The organism is Gemella cuniculi DSM 15828, from assembly GCF_000425665.1.
In the GTDB taxonomy this organism is placed as follows: Bacteria; Bacillota; Bacilli; order Staphylococcales; family Gemellaceae; genus Gemella; species Gemella cuniculi.
Genome location: NZ_AUDW01000008.1, coordinates 17193 through 34863, shown reverse-complemented (window position 1 = coordinate 34863; position 17671 = coordinate 17193). Strand labels below are relative to the sequence as shown.

At 30.6% G+C, this 17671-nt stretch carries 13 protein-coding genes; 11 read left to right on the top strand and 2 right to left on the bottom strand.

Annotated elements, in window-relative coordinates; all coding sequences use genetic code 11:
- The first annotated feature begins 109 nt into the window (after positions 1-109).
- The 4 genes from H612_RS0101355 (at position 110) to H612_RS0101340 (ending at position 4625) form a co-directional block, all read left to right on the top strand.
- A complete protein-coding gene (locus H612_RS0101355) occupies positions 110-2089 on the top strand; it encodes a BglG family transcription antiterminator (protein ID WP_027129824.1) in 1980 nt (659 codons plus the stop codon).
- Positions 2090-2278: 189 nt separating this feature from the next.
- Positions 2279-2722 (top strand): PTS mannitol transporter subunit IIA, encoded by a 444-nt coding sequence (locus tag H612_RS0101350; protein ID WP_027129823.1) that lies wholly within the window; start codon positions 2279-2281, stop codon positions 2720-2722.
- Positions 2723-2747: 25 nt separating this feature from the next.
- A complete protein-coding gene (locus tag H612_RS0101345; protein ID WP_027129822.1) occupies positions 2748-3896 on the top strand; it encodes a mannitol-1-phosphate 5-dehydrogenase in 1149 nt (382 codons plus the stop codon).
- Positions 3897-4433: 537 nt separating this feature from the next.
- Entirely contained in the window at positions 4434-4625 is a 192-nt protein-coding gene (locus H612_RS0101340; protein ID WP_156882774.1) for a hypothetical protein, read from the top strand.
- A 53-nt stretch (positions 4626-4678) separates the two neighbouring features.
- Here the strand turns inward: H612_RS0101340 and H612_RS0101335 are convergent, their stop codons facing one another.
- Positions 4679-6328 (bottom strand): L-lactate permease, encoded by a 1650-nt coding sequence (locus tag H612_RS0101335; RefSeq protein WP_027129820.1) that lies wholly within the window; start codon positions 6326-6328, stop codon positions 4679-4681.
- A 562-nt stretch (positions 6329-6890) separates the two neighbouring features.
- Between H612_RS0101335 and H612_RS0101330 the strand changes: the two genes are divergently transcribed.
- Genes H612_RS0101330 through lpdA form a run of 4 tightly spaced genes read left to right on the top strand, consistent with a single transcriptional unit; the run spans position 6891 to position 12152 of the window.
- Positions 6891-7871 carry a thiamine pyrophosphate-dependent dehydrogenase E1 component subunit alpha gene (locus H612_RS0101330; protein ID WP_027129819.1) on the top strand — a complete coding sequence of 327 codons (981 nt, stop codon included), beginning with the start codon at positions 6891-6893 and terminating at the stop codon, positions 7869-7871.
- 60 nt (positions 7872-7931) lie between these two features.
- Positions 7932-8924, top strand: coding sequence for an alpha-ketoacid dehydrogenase subunit beta (locus tag H612_RS0101325; RefSeq protein ID WP_027129818.1), 993 nt, complete (start codon positions 7932-7934; stop codon positions 8922-8924).
- A 30-nt stretch (positions 8925-8954) separates the two neighbouring features.
- Positions 8955-10343, top strand: coding sequence for a dihydrolipoamide acetyltransferase (locus tag H612_RS0101320; protein WP_027129817.1), 1389 nt, complete (start codon positions 8955-8957; stop codon positions 10341-10343).
- A 57-nt stretch (positions 10344-10400) separates the two neighbouring features.
- Complete coding sequence (lpdA, locus tag H612_RS0101315; RefSeq protein WP_027129816.1) at positions 10401-12152, top strand: dihydrolipoyl dehydrogenase; 1752 nt, start codon at positions 10401-10403, stop codon at positions 12150-12152.
- A 152-nt stretch (positions 12153-12304) separates the two neighbouring features.
- On the opposite strand, the gene H612_RS0101310 is transcribed toward lpdA, so the two are convergent.
- On the bottom strand, positions 12305-12859 hold the full coding sequence (locus H612_RS0101310) for a GNAT family N-acetyltransferase (protein ID WP_051210082.1): 555 nt from the start codon (positions 12857-12859) through the stop codon (positions 12305-12307).
- Positions 12860-13306: 447 nt separating this feature from the next.
- Here H612_RS0101310 and H612_RS0101305 point away from each other — a divergent pair, with 447 nt between their 5' ends.
- From H612_RS0101305 to H612_RS0101295, 3 genes are read left to right on the top strand one after another with little or no spacing between them, the layout of a single operon-like run.
- On the top strand, positions 13307-14581 hold the full coding sequence (locus tag H612_RS0101305; RefSeq protein WP_027129814.1) for a YeeE/YedE family protein: 1275 nt from the start codon (positions 13307-13309) through the stop codon (positions 14579-14581).
- Positions 14582-14615: 34 nt separating this feature from the next.
- The gene (locus H612_RS0101300) at positions 14616-15926 is read left to right on the top strand and encodes a YeeE/YedE family protein (RefSeq protein WP_027129813.1); all 1311 of its coding nucleotides are present in this window, start codon (positions 14616-14618) and stop codon (positions 15924-15926) included.
- 27 nt (positions 15927-15953) lie between these two features.
- A complete protein-coding gene (locus H612_RS0101295) occupies positions 15954-17657 on the top strand; it encodes an FAD-dependent oxidoreductase (RefSeq protein ID WP_027129812.1) in 1704 nt (567 codons plus the stop codon).
- The last annotated feature ends 14 nt before the right edge of the window (positions 17658-17671 follow it).

The following is a 17671-nucleotide window of genomic DNA, read 5'->3' as shown; positions in this document are numbered from 1 at the left end:
GTGGAGTCATATTTTGTTTATTAATTAATCAAGGATGCTTTTGTTTTTAATCATCAGAGGTTTAAAGAAAAAATACTAAAATTAAGAAGTTAAAATTGATGGAGGTTATATGTTTAGCGAGCGTGAGAAACTTATATTGCAAATTTTACTTAAAAACAATGAAGCACTTAGTATAAAAGAAATCGCTAAAGCAACTAAGATAAAGGAAAGAACTTTATATAGAGAAATAAAAAATTTAGAAGATTCGCTAAATAGTCTAGGTGTAGAGCTAGTTAAAGAAAAGTCAAAGTATTTAATACAAGGTAATAAATCTTCACTAGATTCCTCATTATTCGAAACTAATTTTGAAGATCATGCATATTCCACAGAGACTAGACTTAACTTAATATTATGTTTTTTAATTTTAAATGAAGATACATCAATAAAAGAAATATCAGAAAAATTGATGTTAAGCTATAATACAGTGGCTTCAACTATTGTAACAGTAGAAAAAATTTTAATAGACTATAAGTTGAAATTAATTAGAAAAAAGGGACAAGGTATTGAGATAATTGGAGGAGAGGTAGAACGTAGAACACTACTTGTATCACTGCTGTGTAATGAAATAGGGGATGAAGAATTTTTTACAAGAATAAATAAAAAAGAAACATTATCTAGTAATCCGTTTATAAAATTTTTGAATTTTGATTTTTTATCAGAGTTATTTAATAAAAATAGAGAATTAGAAATTTTTAATGTTTATACAGACTCTAGTATAAAAAAATTACTTATAAGTTTAAATATAGTATTTTTAAGAATAGATTATGAAGTAGAGATTAAAGAAAAAATTTCTAGCGATGAACGAGAATATATTGTTTCTTTATTAACTGCCTCAAAAAACATAATTGATTATGAAATTAGTGAGGATATAATAGAATTTCTTGTAAAAATATTAAAAACATGCCGTCTAATAGAACAATTATCATACTTTAATGATAAATACTCATATACTCTTATTTATAAGATAAATCAACTTATAAAGCATGTTTCTGAGAAGATGAATGTTGATTTTACTCAAGATACAAATCTTTCTAGTGGTTTAATTGCACATATTGAATCTGCGATAAAAAGGTATCAAATGAAGTTAACGGAAGAAAATGAAGATTTATTAGAATTTGTTTTGAAAAATTATAATGAGCTTTACTTAGTTATAAAATCAGAATTATTAGTTGTTTTTGATGAAATTAATTTTAATTCTACAGAACTTAGTTATATAGTTATTCATTTTGCATCAAGCTATGAACAAATTTATAGAAAAAATTTCATAAGGGCACTTGTTATATGTGCAAGTGGTATCGGAAGTTCAAAAATATTAGGAAGTCAAATAAGAAAAAGTATACCTGAAATTAAAAATTTAGAATATACAATTCCTAGTAAAATAACGAAGAAGTTTTCGGAAAATTATGACGTAATTATTTCTACAATAGAACTGAATAAAGATATAGATTATTTATTACTACCTACTATTTTAAAAGAAAAAGATATAGAGCGTATAAGGAAGAAAATTTTGGAAAATAGGAGCTTTAGGCGGAAAAATTCAGTAGAATTAGAGAGTACTGTTAATTTGGATGAAGTATCTACTTTTTGTAACGACATTTTGAAAAACGTTAATTGTGTAGAAATAGATAATGATCAGAACAATAAAGAGAGTTTATTAAAGGCATTAGAAGTGGCAAATTTAACGTTAAATAGTAAGGAAGAGATTGTTCAAAGTTTATTAGAACGTCATGAAAAGAGTTCGATTGTAATACCGACGACTAATCTAGCTTTATTTCACACTTTAAATAATAATTTAGAAACTCCATTTATTGTGATTTGTAAATTAAAAAATAACATTGAAATGAAAGATGTGAGTGACTCCAGCGAAGATGTGAATATCTTTTTTGTAATGGTCAGTCCAAATAAAGAAAATTATACAAGTTTATTAGGGCAAATAAGTATTGCTATTCTAAATGATGAAGTGTTGAAAAAGGCACTTGTTTCAGGGAATGAAGATTTTATAAAAACTAAATTAGAGTTGATAATGAAAAATTATATATTGCAGTACTAGGAAGAGTCTTGAAATAATTATAAAATATGTTAAAAGGATACTCTCTCTTGCTGCGTATTTTATTTATCTAGGTATGTGTAACATTATTTTGACAAAGTTTCTTTTGCCGACTTTGATATTGTTTGAATATTTATAACACGATATAATAAAGTCATAAGATAAAGAAAAGAAAAACTAAGGAGCAAGAAAATGAAATTAACTAAACAAGATATATTATTAGATCAAGAAATTAATACAAAAGAAGAAGCTATTAAAAAAGCAGGAGAGGTATTGGTTGCTAATGGTTATGTAGATAGTGATTATATTCCAGCGATGTTAGAACGTGAGGAAATAGTTTCTACATATATGGGAAATTTTATTGCAATTCCTCATGGTACAGATGATGCGAAAAAATCAATTAAAAATACTGGAATTTCTATTATTCAAATTCCAGGAGGCGTATCATTCGCAAAAGAAGATGATACAGAAGATAAAATGGTATTTGTTGTTTTTGGTATCGCAGGAAAAGATGGAGAACATTTAGAATTATTATCGAAAATTGCAATTTTCTGTTCAGAACAAGAAAATGTAATCAAATTAGTAAACGCATCTTCAGAAGATGAAGTAATAGCATTATTATCAGAAGTAGAATAATTATTTAAAAAAGAAGGTATCGAAAATGAAAGATTTACACTTTGGAGCTGGAAATATAGGACGAGGATTTATAGGAGAACTCCTTAATAAATCAAATTATCATGTGACTTTTGTCGATATTAATGAAGAAGTAGTTAATAATTTAAAAGCTCGTGAAACATATACTATAAGAATATTGGATGAAAATGTTGAAGAAGTAATTATAAATAACTTTGATGCGTTAAATATCGCCACAGAAAAAGAAAAAATTTATAATAAAATAAATGAAGTGGAATTAATTACAACATCTATTGGACCAAACGTACTGCCCATAATAGCGAAAGATATTGCAGAAGGACTAAAACAAAAAGTTGCTGAAAATAACGAGAAGTTATTAGATATTATTGCATGTGAAAACATGATAGAAGGAACAGACTTTTTAAAAAATGAAATCTTTAAGCATCTAAGTAATGAAGAACAAGATTTTGTTAATAAGTATGTTGGTTTTCCTAATTCTGCAGTAGACAGAATAGTTCCAGCACAAAAACACGAAGATGTACTTCTAGTGGAAGTGGAAAAATTCTGTGAATGGGTAGTAGAAAAAGATAAAATCAAAGTAGAAGAAAATAAAAAAATAGAAAATGTTCATTATGTAGAAGATTTAAATCCGTTTATAGAAAGAAAACTATTTACAGTAAACACAGGACATGCAGCACTTAGTTACATAGCAAATTACTTAGGAATAGAACTAGTATCTGATGGGGCTAGAGATAAGCAAGTTCGTGAAGATTTTATCGCAGTATTAGAAGAAACTAGTGCTTTATTAGTTGAAAAATGGAAATTTGATGCAGAAGATATGAAAACATATAGGGAAAAAACTATTAAACGATTTGAAAATCCACGTATTATCGATAATGTATCTAGAATTTGTCGTACACCAATAAGAAAACTTGGATATAATGAACGTTTTATTAAACCTATTAGAGAAGCACAAGAACGTGGTTTATCAAATGAGGCGTTATTAAAAGTATGTTCATATATATTAACATTTAAGTCACAAGATGATGAGCAATCACAAAAATTATCGCAGTTAATTAATGAACAAGGAGTTATAGAATCACTAAGAGAAATAACAGAACTTTCAGATGAAAATATTTTGAACAAAATAAAAACAGGATATGAAAATCTGATATAAGACAAAAAATAAAAAGTTTATATAAGAGGGCTTTGGGCTATTAATACATGAGTAAAATTTAAGTATTAATAGCCTATTAATGTTTGTTCTTTGAAAACAAGATAAGTGAAAATTTTAATTTTATAACCTTTACATATATTTCACAAATAATATTAAAATATTTAATATAAATAATAGACTAGTACTATTTTGCATTTCTTCTGTTTATATGATGTTTATTTTTGGATATATTTTATTAAAAACTATTATAGATAATATATCCAAAGTAAATTTTATTAATTAACATTGCCTCCATACACAGTATTTACACAATTTGGTACGTTAATAATTTCCATTCCCATAGTTTATTTTATTAATGCAGATTATAAAGAAAAGAATATAATATTCTACAAAACTTTAAATTATAGCCCATTAAAATATTATTTAGGGAAATTTTTTGTAAATCGTAATATTTCCTTAAGACGAAAATCTATTGACTAACTATTGTAAACGATATAAAATCTAATTATAAGATAAAAATATTAGGGGGGCAAGAAAATGAACAAATGTGAATGTGAACACCACTGTCATTGTCATGATGCTGTAGAAAATTGCAAATGTGGAAACTGTAAAGCTGGAAATTGCAACTGTCAAGAAGGTTGTGAATGTGGCTGCCACAGTGCAAAAGAAGATTGTGAATGTGGAAATTGTAAAACAGGGGAATGTCATTGCAATAATCATGCAGCATAAAGATATAAAAAATATCAGACTAATTAAGTTAGTTAGTCTGATATTTTTTATTGTTATCTAGTTAATAAATAATTACAAATACCGGCTAGAATTAATAGAATAACACTCCATTTTATAGTTTTACCAAAAATTTCACTATCCTTATTAGTAAGTCCTACAGCAGCTGCTGCTACAGCGATAGATTGTGGTGAAATCATTTTTGCAATAGCTCCGCCGATAACATTAGATGCAACCAAGAGTGCTGGATCAGTTCCAATTTGAGAGGCTGTTACTGATTGTAATCCTGCGAATAAAGATCCGCTATTTACAACAGAGCCAGTAAGAAATACTCCAATCCAACCTAAAATAGGAGAGAATAGTGGGAATATTTTTCCAGTGTTAGCAAACGCTAAACCTAGAGTTGATGACATACCTGAATATGTAGAAATATAAGCGAAAGCTAATACAGAACATATTGTAAGTATAGGAGCCCATAATTCTATGAACGTTTCTTTAATTACCAATTTTACAATGCGACTATGTACTTTAAAAATAAATATAGTAAAAATTGCAGCCAAAACAATCGCTGTTGTAGTTGATGTGAATGGAGCGAATGAGAATATTGCTTTAATTGGTGTAGGGTTATCAACTATTGGAGAAACTCTTGCGACACTTTCATTCATATTAAAATATTCAAATTTAAAAATTAATGAATTCAAAGCACCTGCCTTTGTACCAGTTTTTGGATTGGCATCTTGCACAAGTGCTTTGAAAAACGCTGTATTTAATATTGTAACAAAAATTGTTAATAATATAAATGGAAGCCAAGCACGAATTACAGCTTTTCCGGAATGTTGAATTTCTTTTTGAATAGCTTTCTTAGGAGCAGATAATTCATTTTTGGGTTTCCAAATTCGTAAGAATGCAATCAATGAAATTAAACTGACAATAGCTGCTGCGACATCAACTAGTTCTGGACCAGAAAAATGCAATAATAAGTATTGAGTAATTGCGAAAGAACCACCTGATACTAAAATTGCAGGGAATGTTTCTCTAATTCCTTTAAATCCATCAACAAGGAAAACAAGCAAAAATGCAATAATAATCGTAACCAAACAAAGAATAAGTGCTGTGTTTTGTCCAACGATCAATGAATCTAATTCGGTTAGTCCAGCAGGAACGGTAACTGGTATTCCCATAGCACCGTATGCTCCACCAGTGATATTGGCAATTAAGCATAGGGTAGCAGCATGGAGAGGTTTAAAGCCTAAACCTACCAAGATGGCAGCTGTAATTGCAACTGGAGCTCCAAACCCGGCAGCTCCCTCTAAAAATGCACCAAATGAAAAAGCAATAAGTAAAACTTGTATTCTCTTATCAGGAGAAATAGAAGAAATACTGTCCTTCATAATATCAAAACAGCCAATTTTCACGGTAAGTTTATATAAGAAAATTGCTGCTATTACAATACTTGCAACTGGCCACAAACCAGAAACTATACCTTGTGCAGCAGCCCCTGCTATTTTGTCAGCAGGCATTTTGTAAATAAATATAGAAATGAATGCAGAAACAATAACACTAATAAGTCCTGCGTAATATCCTTTTAATTTCAAAAAAACTAATGAAATAATAAAAACTACAATAGGTATCGCAGCGATAAGTGCTGATAACCATATATTTCCTGTTGGGTTGTATTGTTGCTCCCAAATCGAGTTTAAAATCATAAATAATCCTCCTAAATTCTATAAAAATATATTATATATATGTTTTAGATTCTATTATAAAATGTTTTTAAATAAAAGGGATTTGCTTTTAATTTAGTGAGTTAATCATTAAGAAAATAAAAATATATATCATTTTTCATAAAAAAAACATCATAATAAAAGGAATGAAAACGCAATGAATACAATAAAAGGAAGTTTTTAATAGTTTTCTACCTTAATTTTATTAAGAAAATGTATATATTCCTAAAAAAATATTTAAAACTTAAAAAAAATTTATTTTTGAAAAACTGTTTTAAAATAATTGATGGAAAATTTATTAAGAAATAATACAGATTAAAACTAAAATAATGATAAATAAATGACAAAATTTACTCCTGTTTATATTGATTATATTTTTGTGTTAAGAAAATAATTTATTTTAAGGTAAAGCAAATATTATTATTTTATTTCAGTTCAGTAATTTGACTTTTCAAAATAAAAGATGTATATTAATAAAGTAATATATGATTAAAAAATAATTTATATACATTTAATAAATATATACACAACTTTGGAGGTTATTATGGCAAAAACATCAAAAGATTTAACTAAACAAGAGCATTTAGAAATGTACGAACTAATGCACCTTATTAGAGATTTTGATATGGAGTTAAGTAAACTATACTCTCGTGGTTTAGTTCACGGAATGACTCACTATTCAGTAGGAGAAGAAGCGGCTAATGTTGGAGCAATTTATCCACTTAAAAAAGAAGATTTAATGTATTCTAATCACCGTGGACATGGTCAAACTATTGCAAAAGGAATAGAAATTGATCGCATGATGGCAGAAATTTTAGGCAAGGAAACAGGGCAATGTAAAGGTCGTGGTGGAAGTATGCACGTATATGACTTAGAGCAAGGTAACATGGGATGTAATGGTATCGTTGGTGGAGGACATGGTCTAAGTACTGGTGCAGCATTGGCTCAGAAAATGAAAAAAACAGATAATGTTGTTATTTGTTGCATGGGTGACGGAGCTACTAATGAAGGAAGTTTCCATGAATGTTTGAATATGGCATCTAATTGGGATTTACCACTTATTTTCTATGTAATTAATAATAAATATGGTATTTCAATGGCCCAAGAAAGATGTATGCGTGTTGAAAAAATTACTGAACGTGCTGCCTCATATAGAATAAAAGGAATTCATGTAGAAGATGGTAATGATGTTCTTGCTGTTTATGATGCAATGCAAGAAGCTATTGAACATGCAAGAAGTGGAAAGGGACCAGTGTTGGTAGAAGCTGTGTCTTATAGATGGTTTGGACACTCTGCATCAGATGCTGGGAAATACCGTAGTCGTGAAGAAGTAGCAGAATGGAAACTTAAAGATCCTAACGTAAAATATAAAAACTACCTATTAGAAAGTGGAATTGCAACAGAAGAAGAATTAAAAGAAATAGAAGATAGAGCAAAAGCTACTATTGATGACGCTGTTGAGTTTGCAAAAGAATCGCCATTTGCGGATGGTGCGATTGCATTCCAAGACAATTATGCTGACTAATTTTTAAAATTAAAATAATTATAATAATATTTTACATAATATGACAGGAGATTAATAATTATGACTAAAGAGACAAAAATTATGACAGTTCGTGAAGCTATTAAAGAAGCTATGACTCACGAAATGCGTGAAGATGAAAATGTATTTTTAATGGGTGAAGATGTTGGTATTTTCGGAGGAGACTTTGGAACAACTGTAGGAATGCTAGAAGAGTTCGGATCAGAACGTGTTATAGATACGCCAATTAGTGAAGCTGCAATTGCAGGTGCCGCTGCAGGTGCGGCTTCAGTAGGAATGCGTCCAATTGTTGACGTGACGTTCATGGATTTTGTTACAATAGCTATGGATGCTATTGTTAACCAAGCAGCTCCAATGCGTTACATGCTTGGAGGAGAGGTTCAAGTACCAGTGGTATATCGTTGTGCATCGGGTGCAGGAACAGGAGCAGCAGCTCAGCATACTAAAGCACTAGAAGCATGGTTCTGCCATATTCCTGGATTAAAAGTTGTAGCACCAGGGACTGCAGGAGATGTATATTCTATTTTAAGAGCGTCTGTAAGAGATAATAATCCCGTTATTTTTATTGAACCTAAAGCATTATTCGGGCGTAAAGGTGAAGTTGAAGTAGGAAAAATTGGTGTTATAGGAAAAGGGGACATCAAAGTTGAAGGAAATGATATTACATTAGTATCGTGGGGAAGAATGTTAGAACGTAGTTTACAAGCTGCTGAAGAATTAAAACAAGAAGGTATTTCGGTAGAGGTAGTAGATCCAATAACATTAGTACCATTAGATACTGATATAATAGTAAAATCTGTACAAAAAACAGGAAAATTAGTTGTATGTCACGACTCATTCAAAACTGGTGGATTTGGAGGAGAAATCGTAGCAAGAATCGCAGAGAGTGATGCATTTGATTTCTTAGACAGTCCAATCTATCGTGTGGCAGGAGCGGATACAAACATTCCATCAGCTAAAAATTTAGAAAAATTAGTTGTACCAGATGTTGAAGACATTAAAGAAACAATTAAAAAAGCTGTAAATAAAAAATAAAATTTGATTAGCGAAGGATGTGAATAAAAGATGGCAGTAGAGGTTATAATGCCAAAAGCCGGTAGTGAAATGGAAGAGGGCGAAATCGTACAATGGTTTAAAAATGAAGGTGACCAAGTAGAAGAAGGTGAAGTCCTGTTAGAAATCGTAACAGATAAAGTAAATATGGAAGTTGAAGTTGAAGCGAGCGGGACACTTTTAAAAATTTTAGCACAAGCAGGAGATGTTGTACCAGTGGTGCAAACAATCGCATGGATTGGAGAAGCGGGAGAAGCTATTCCAGGTGCTAATGAAACAGGAGAGGTTGCTCCAGCAAAAACTATAGTTGAGAAAAAAGTTGATCACACTCCAGTAAAAGAAATTGAAAAAATAGATTATTCTGGACTTCGTGCTACACCAGCCGCTAGAGCTTATGCACGAAAAAAAGGAATTGATTTGACAAAAGTTAAAGGAAGTGGATCAAAAGGTCGTATTCACAAAGATGATGTTCTTGAATATAAACTTAACTCTAAAGTGAAAATTTCTCCACTTGCAGCTCGTATAGCTGAATTAGAAGGAATTAACATTGAAAGTATCATAGGTACAGGGCCGAATAGTAAGATTATGAAAGCAGACGTGCTCGCAGTTCTTAACAATGTTCCAAAACAAGCACCAGCCAAAAAAGAAGAGATTGCACCTAAAGCAGCTAAAACTCCTAAAGCACCAAATGAAAATCAATGGGGTGTTGTTGAGACGATTCCAATGTCACCAATGCGTAAAGTTATTTCTAAACGTATGAGTGAGTCATACTTTAGTGCGCCAACATTTGTTGTTAATGTTGAAGTTGATATGACAGAATTATTAGCATTACGTAAAAAAGTTGTTGATGCAATTATCGAAGAAACGGGTAAAAAAGCAACAGTTACTGACTTTATTTCATTAGCGGTAATTAAATCCTTAATGAAACACCCATATGTTAATGCTTCATTATCAAATGATGAAAAAGAAATGTATCTACACCACTATGTAAACTTATCTATAGCTGTTGGTATGGATAGCGGATTAGTAGTACCAGTAATAAAAGGTGCAGATAAGATGAGTCTTAAAGAGCTAGTAGTTGCTTCTAAAGAAATCACTACAAAAGCTCTTGCTGGTAAATTAAAACCAGATGAAATGGCAGATTCAACATTTACTATTAGTAACTTAGGTATGTACGGAGTAAAAAGTTTCGTACCAATCATTAACCAACCTAATACAGCAATTTTAGGCGTGAGTGCTACTGTACCAAAACCAGTAGTATTTAATGGAGAAATTGTTGTAAGACCTATTATGACATTGACATTAACAGCGGATCACCGTGTAGTAGATGGATTAGAAGGAGCAAAATTCATGAAGACATTGAAAGAAGCTATAGAAAATCCACTATCATTACTAATTTAATAATGATATAATTATAAAAGAAAACTAAAGAAAAGTGTATTAAGGAGTGATTAAGACATGGCAGTAGAAGTTATTATGCCTAAAGCCGGAAGTGAAATGGAAGAAGGCGAAATCGTACAATGGTTTAAGCAAGAAGGCGAAGAAGTAAAAGAAGGAGAAGTCCTACTTGAAATCGTAACTGATAAAGTGAATATGGAAGTAGAAGCTGAAGCAAGTGGAACACTGTTAAAAATTGTTCATCCAGCTGGTTCAACAGTACCAGTAGTACAAACAATTGCATGGATTGGACAACCTGGTGAAGCTATTCCAGATGGAAGCGGTGCAACTGCAGTGGCACAAGAAGTTGTTAAAGAAGTAGCAGCTGATGTAAAAGTACCAGAAACTAAAAAAGAAGAAGTATTACCAAAACGTGAAAGACGTGGTGAGTATGATGTAGCAGTAATTGGTGGAGGACCAGCTGGATATGTGGCAGCTATTAAAGCTGCTCAACTAGGTGGAAAAGTAGCATTAGTAGAAAATCGCGAATTAGGTGGAACATGTTTAAACCGTGGATGTATTCCAACAAAAACTTTCTTACATAATGCAGAAATTATTAACTATATACGCTCAGCAAAAGATCGTGGAATCAAACTTGTAAATGACGCATTTACAGTAGATATGGAACAAACAGTAGCAGTAAAAAATAAAGTATCAAAAACTTTATCAGGTGGTGTAGCTGGGTTGCTAAAATCATACGGAGTTAAAGTATTTAACGGAGTAGGACAGCTAACATCTGACAAAAAAGTAGTAGTTGATGATAAAACAACCATTGATGCAGATAATGTAATTTTAGCTGGTGGATCTAAAGTAAGTAGAATTAATATTCCAGGAATGGATAGTGATAAAGTACTTACAAGTGATGAATTCCTAGATATTACAGAAGTACCATCAAGGTTAGCAGTAATTGGTGGAGGAGTAATCGGTTCTGAATTAGGACAAGCATTTGCTACATTCGGTTCTAAAGTCACTATTGTAGAGATGGCAGATAGATTAATTGCAAATATGGATAAAGATGCTTCAGTTGCATTAGAAAAACAATTCAGAAAACAAGGTATTAATGTACTTACTTCAACTAAATTGTTAGAAATTGTTGATAAAGGTCATGAAGTAGTAGTTAAAGTTGAAGGAAAAGAAGATATCGTTGCTGATAAAGTATTATTATCTATCGGACGTGTACCAGATAATACATGTCTTGGAGAATTAGCAGACAAGTTCGAGATGGAACGTGGAAGAGTTAAAGTTGATGAGTATATGGAAACATCAGTTTCAGGAATTTATGCACCTGGAGATATTAATGGAACTAAGATGCTAGCACATGCAGCATTTAAAATGGGAGAAGTTGCAGCAGAAAATGCAATGGGACATCGTAAAAAAGTTGATCTTAAATCTACTCCAGCAGCAATCTACACCCATCCAGAAATTGCAATGGTTGGATTAACAGAGGACCAAGCACGTGAGAAATATGATATTAAAATTGGTAGATTCAATTTTGCAGCTAATGGGCGTTCATTGGCATCAAATCATGGTGAAGGTTTTGTAAAAGTAATTATGGATACTAAGTATAGAGAAATTTTAGGTATGCACATTGTAGGACCAGTTGCAGCAGAAATTATTAATGAAGGTTCAACTCTTATTCAAACAGAAATGACTATTGATGATGTTATGGATATAATTCATGGACATCCAACGTATTCAGAAGCATTGTATGAAGCAATGGCTGATTGTATAGATATGTGTATCCATGCACCTAAGAAAAAAAGCAGTAAATAATTAAGATAAAATAAAAAAGATGATTGGTAAATGCCAATCATCTTTTTTTGTACAAAAAAACAATATTATTTTTTCGGCTAAGAGCATTATCATTTATAAGTTCTTACATTGTTTCATATTATAGCAATTCTTTTTTTAAAAATTTTATATATTTAGTTAAGGTTTTGGATGTTAATTTTATTTTCGGTATTATAGAACTCTTCTCGTAGAATACCATATTTTAATGAATCATAGTAAATACCCTTATAGTACCTAACTTTTCGCAGTCGTCCCTCAAGAATTAGACCTAATTTTTCAGAAAGCTTCATCATTCCTATATTTCCGCTCCAAGTAGTAAGACCAAGGCGTGCTATTTCAGGATAATTACAAAAACATTTATCAATCCAAAGCCTTAGTGCATCTTCTCCAAATCCTTTTGACCAGTGGGTATCATCATATATAATAATCCCAACTTCTAGCCAACGTGTTGCAAAGTTTTCCCAATGACAAGTAACTATACCGATAATTTTATCATCTAAGAATATTCCACGTACTTTATCACTTAAATAAAATTCATGATGATTTTTTAAAAGAAAAGTATCAAGATTTAAAAATTTATATTCATTAAAATAAGGGGCATTGTATTTTGCCCACTCAGGATGTTGGGAATTATATATAATATTGTAAAGATCTACTAAATTTGATTTAGTTATTTTTTTTAATTTCAAAAAAATCACCTCATAAAATAAATTAGTATAAATATTTCTGTAGTAGTTTAATATAAAAATACTTTAATGAAATTATAACATAAATTAAGGGAAATAAAAATGGAAATTATTTTTTAGAAATTAGCTATTAAATAAAAAATGATACAAATATATTTTTAAAAAATTAAAATTATTATATAATAGAATTCTTTATTTGATGTACTTGTGAAACTGATTCCTTGACATTGTCTACTAATGTAACTTATACTTAATGTAATGTAGTATTAATTGTTATATCACATTTTTTCAAATAATAAATATAATAGCAGATTGTTGCAGTAAAAACATTGCTATAATATAATTAAAAAAAATAAAAAAATATTTTCTAAAGAAAGGGTTGACAATATAGGAATCTGTATATATAATATTATTAGTTGTTATATCACAGTTTTAAAGGAGGGGTAATTGATGACCAAGAAATTAGAAATATATCTGTCTGGAATACTCGTCTTATTTATTTTACTATTTGGTAGATTTTATTTAAAAACAGATATTTTATTTTTTAGATTATTAGTAGGAGTAGGGTTAGGTTATGTATTAACACGAGCTTATATGGGTTTTGCAGGAAGTGTAAATAGAGCTTATATAACAGGATCAACAAGACTTATGAAAACTTTAATGTTGATGTTTTTTATAACAGCATTGTTCTCAACAGCCGTTTTATTTAACGCGGATGTTACAACCTTTGATTTATGGGTAAACCCAATAAATGCTGGTTTAATTTTAGGGGGAATATTGTTTGGTTTTGGAATGTCATTTTCTTGCTGTTGTGCTTCAGGAGTTCTTACAGATTTAGCAAGTTCATTACCACGAGCTTTTATTACTTTAGTATTCTTTTGTTTAGGGGTATTTATCGGATTTCCTGTGCAAAATTCACAAGATTGGATAAATAATAGTTGGTTTTCAACAGAAACGGGAGAAAAAATAGGAACTAAAGGAGTTTATTTTCCAGATTTATTTAAATTTGACGGAATGCAAGGATATCTAGGAGCGATATTGGTAACAGGAATTTTTTGTTTTATAGTTGTTTGGATATCAAATTATTATGAAAATAAAAGAAAAGCTGAAGGGAGTTATGTAGGGTATTTTAGTGAAAAGATTCAAGATTTAGAAAATAAAAAAGTAATAGAAAAAAATGAGAAAAAAGAAAAAAATCAAGGATATTACTATAATTTATTTGTAAAACCTTGGAGTATGAAGACTGGAGCATTTGTTATATCAGGAATTTTTGTTTTACTAATGGGGATAACTAGAGCTGGCTGGGGAGCAAGTACTCCTTATGGTTTTTGGTTTGGTAAAGCACTTATGTTTTTTGGAGTATCGCCAGATAGTATTGAAAGTTTTACAAAAATGTCATCTAAGCCATTCGTTTTGCCATTTTTTGAACATCCGATAACTGTACAAAATATAGGAATATTTTTAGGTGCCTTGATATATTTACTTAGTGCTAAATTATTCGTCAAAACTTTTTCAGCAGAATTTAAAATAAGCCCTAAACTTGGAATTTTTTATGCAATAGGTGGGTTGTGTATGGGATTTGGAACACGTTTGGCAAATGGTTGTAATGTTGGTGCATTATATACACCAATAGCTAATTTTTCACTATCAGGATGGATATTTCTAGTATTTTTGGTTGTAGGAGGTGTTTTAGGAAATAAATTATCAAAAAAAGTGGGCATTTAACAAATAAAATAAGATTAATTAAAGGAGAAAAAGTATGAATACAGAAGAATTTTCAAAAAAATTTAATAAAGTACAACCTATGATAGGATGTGTAATAGTATTGTTTTTGATTTGGTTTTCATTTAAATTGCATACACCGAAATTAATATTTGGATTATTAATAGGGTTAGGATTCGGATATACGTTAACTAGATCAAGATTTGGATTTGCGGGTGGTATAAAGAGAATTTATGTCAGAGGTGAAGGTAGTTTAACAAAAGCACTATTAATTACTTTTGCAGTAGTAACATTAATTTATGGTGCGATCCAATGGACAGCAAGCACTAAGGGGGCAATTCCAGCCTTCATGGCCAAGCATGGTGAAGCTATAATTCCAGGAACCCAAAATGTTTTTATGACTAACATAGGGACAGTTTTAGGAGGATTTTTATTTGGTATAGGAATGATAATTGCAGGGGGGTGTGCATCAGGAACTCTTGCCGATTTTGGTGAAGGTGAAGGTCATGCTATGATTGCTTTCCCATTATTTATTTTAGGTACTATTCCTGGTCATTATTTAAGAGAAGTAATTGATAGAAATCCTATAGGGAAAGTTGGAGTAAGGATGCATTTTCCTCAATATGTAGGATACTTAGGAGCAATTATTTTAACACTTATAGGGTTATTAGTTCTATACATTATAACTAAAAAATATGAAAATAGAAGAAAGAAAGAAGGAACATATTTAGATCCTAAATCAGATTATGAAGATTTTGAAAAAGAATTAAAAGATAATTTAGATGTTAGTCCATGGGGAGCTGCACTGTATCATAAAGTTTTTGTGGAAAGATGGAGCTTTAAAACTGGTGCATTTATTCTTGCAGTCATTTCAGGATGCTATATAATTTTTACAAATAAAGCATGGGGTGTAACTTCAGCGTTTACGCATATTGCAGTATGGTTTTTAGGATTATTTGGAATTCACTTTGATGATAAAGCTTTTGATTCTGTTTATAAAGCTATTTCAAACGGAATTTTGGCAGATGCAGGAGTAATTTTAGATATCGGAATTGTTGTAGGATCATTTTTAGCATTTCTTATGGCAGGAAGATTTAAACTTAGTTTAAAATTTAACTCAACCAATGCATTTTTATTTGGACTTGGTGGATTGCTTATGGGATTTGGTTCTCGTTTAGCAAAAGGCTGTAACATAGGAGCATTATATTCTTCATTACCTAATTTTTCTATTTCAGGATGGGTGTTCTTAGTAGCAATTTCGCTTGGAGCAGTAGCTGGATTAAAACTGTTTAAAGGAAGTTCATGTCTAATTCCGCCAAGACATAGAGATATTAATGATTTTAAATAAAAAATATATAAGAGGAGGTCTCAAAATATGAGCAAAAAATATTTAGTAGTAGGAGGAGTAGCTGGAGGAATGTCTACAGCAGCTCGTTTAAGAAGATTAGATCCATATGCAGATATTCAAGTATTTGAAAAAGGACCGCATGTAAGTTTTTCAAATTGTTGTTTGCCATTTCACTTATCTGGAATAATAGAGGAAGCAGATGATTTAATTTTAATGACACCAGAACTTTTAAAAAATCAATATAATTTAAACGTGAAAGTTCAGCATGAAGTACTTAGCATTGATAAAGAAAGAAAAATTATTACTATAAAAAAAGTAGATACTGGTGAAGAGTATGAAGAAAGTTATGATAAATTGATTTTATCACCAGGGGCAAAAGCAATACGACCTTCCTCCATTAAGGGAGTTGACAGAGAGAATGTCTTCACAGTAAAAAATGTTGTGGATATTGATAGATTAAAAAAATACATTGATTCGAACAAAATAGAAGATGTTGCCGTAATAGGTGGTGGTTTTATTGGTTTAGAAGTTATGGAAAGCTTGAGAGAAGTTGGAAAAAATGTAACTTTAGTAGAAGGGACGAATCAAATACTTGCTCCGATGGATTATGATTTGGTACAAGTGTTAAATAAAGAAATTTATGATAAAGGTGTTAATCTTTTATATAATGAAAAATTAGCAGAAGTAGTGGATGGTAAAATAGTTTTAGAATCTGGAAAAGAAATTAAAGCAGGAGCAGTTGTACTTGCGATTGGTGTAGTTCCAGATGCCAAATTGGCAAAAGACGCTGGCTTAGAGTTTGGAGAAACTGGAGGTATTTTAGTAAATCATCATTATCAAACTTCAAATCCAGATATTTATGCAGTAGGTGATGCTATAGAAGTAACCCATTTTATTACAAATAAAAAAGTTCGTTTGACTTTAGCAGGTCCAGCACAAAGACAAGCACGTGCAGCTGCAGACCATATTTATGGAAGAACTTATAGAAACACAGGAGTTATAGGATCTTCAGTAGTGAAAATTTTTGATTATAATGCAGCAAGTACAGGATTAAATGAAAAAGATTGTAAGAAACTAGGAATAGATTATGAGGTTGCATATGTTATTCCGAAAGACAAAGTTGGTCTAATGCCGAAAGCAAATCCAATTCATTTTAAATTAATATTCCAAGTACCAACTGGTCAAATTCTTGGAGCTCAGTCTGTAGGTAAAGGTACTGTTGATAAACGAGTGGATATTATTGCTGCTATGATAATGAATAGAGCTAACATAGAAGATTTAAAAGAACTAGAATTATGTTATTCTCCGTATTTTACGACTGCAAAAGATGCGACAAATATGGCTGCATTAGTAGCTTGTAACTTACTAAATGGAGAATATAAACAAGTAAGAACTAGTAAAGTTAGAAAATTAGTTGAAGATGGAGCTTTTATTATTGACTCAAGAGAAAAAGTTGAGTATGAAGAAGGGCATATAAAAGGTGCTGTAAATATTCCACTTAGTGAATTTAGAGACAGACTAGATGAAATTCCAACAGATCGTCCAGTATATGTACATTGTTTATCATCACAACGTAGTTATTATATGGTTAGAGAATTAAACATGCGTGGATATAAAAATGTAGTCAATATTTCTGGTTCATTTTTAGCAATCTCACTTTATGAATATTTTACAGATATTACAACAGGAAGAGAACCTATTGTTACAAATTATAGATTTAATTTACTATAATAGGTAGAAAATTA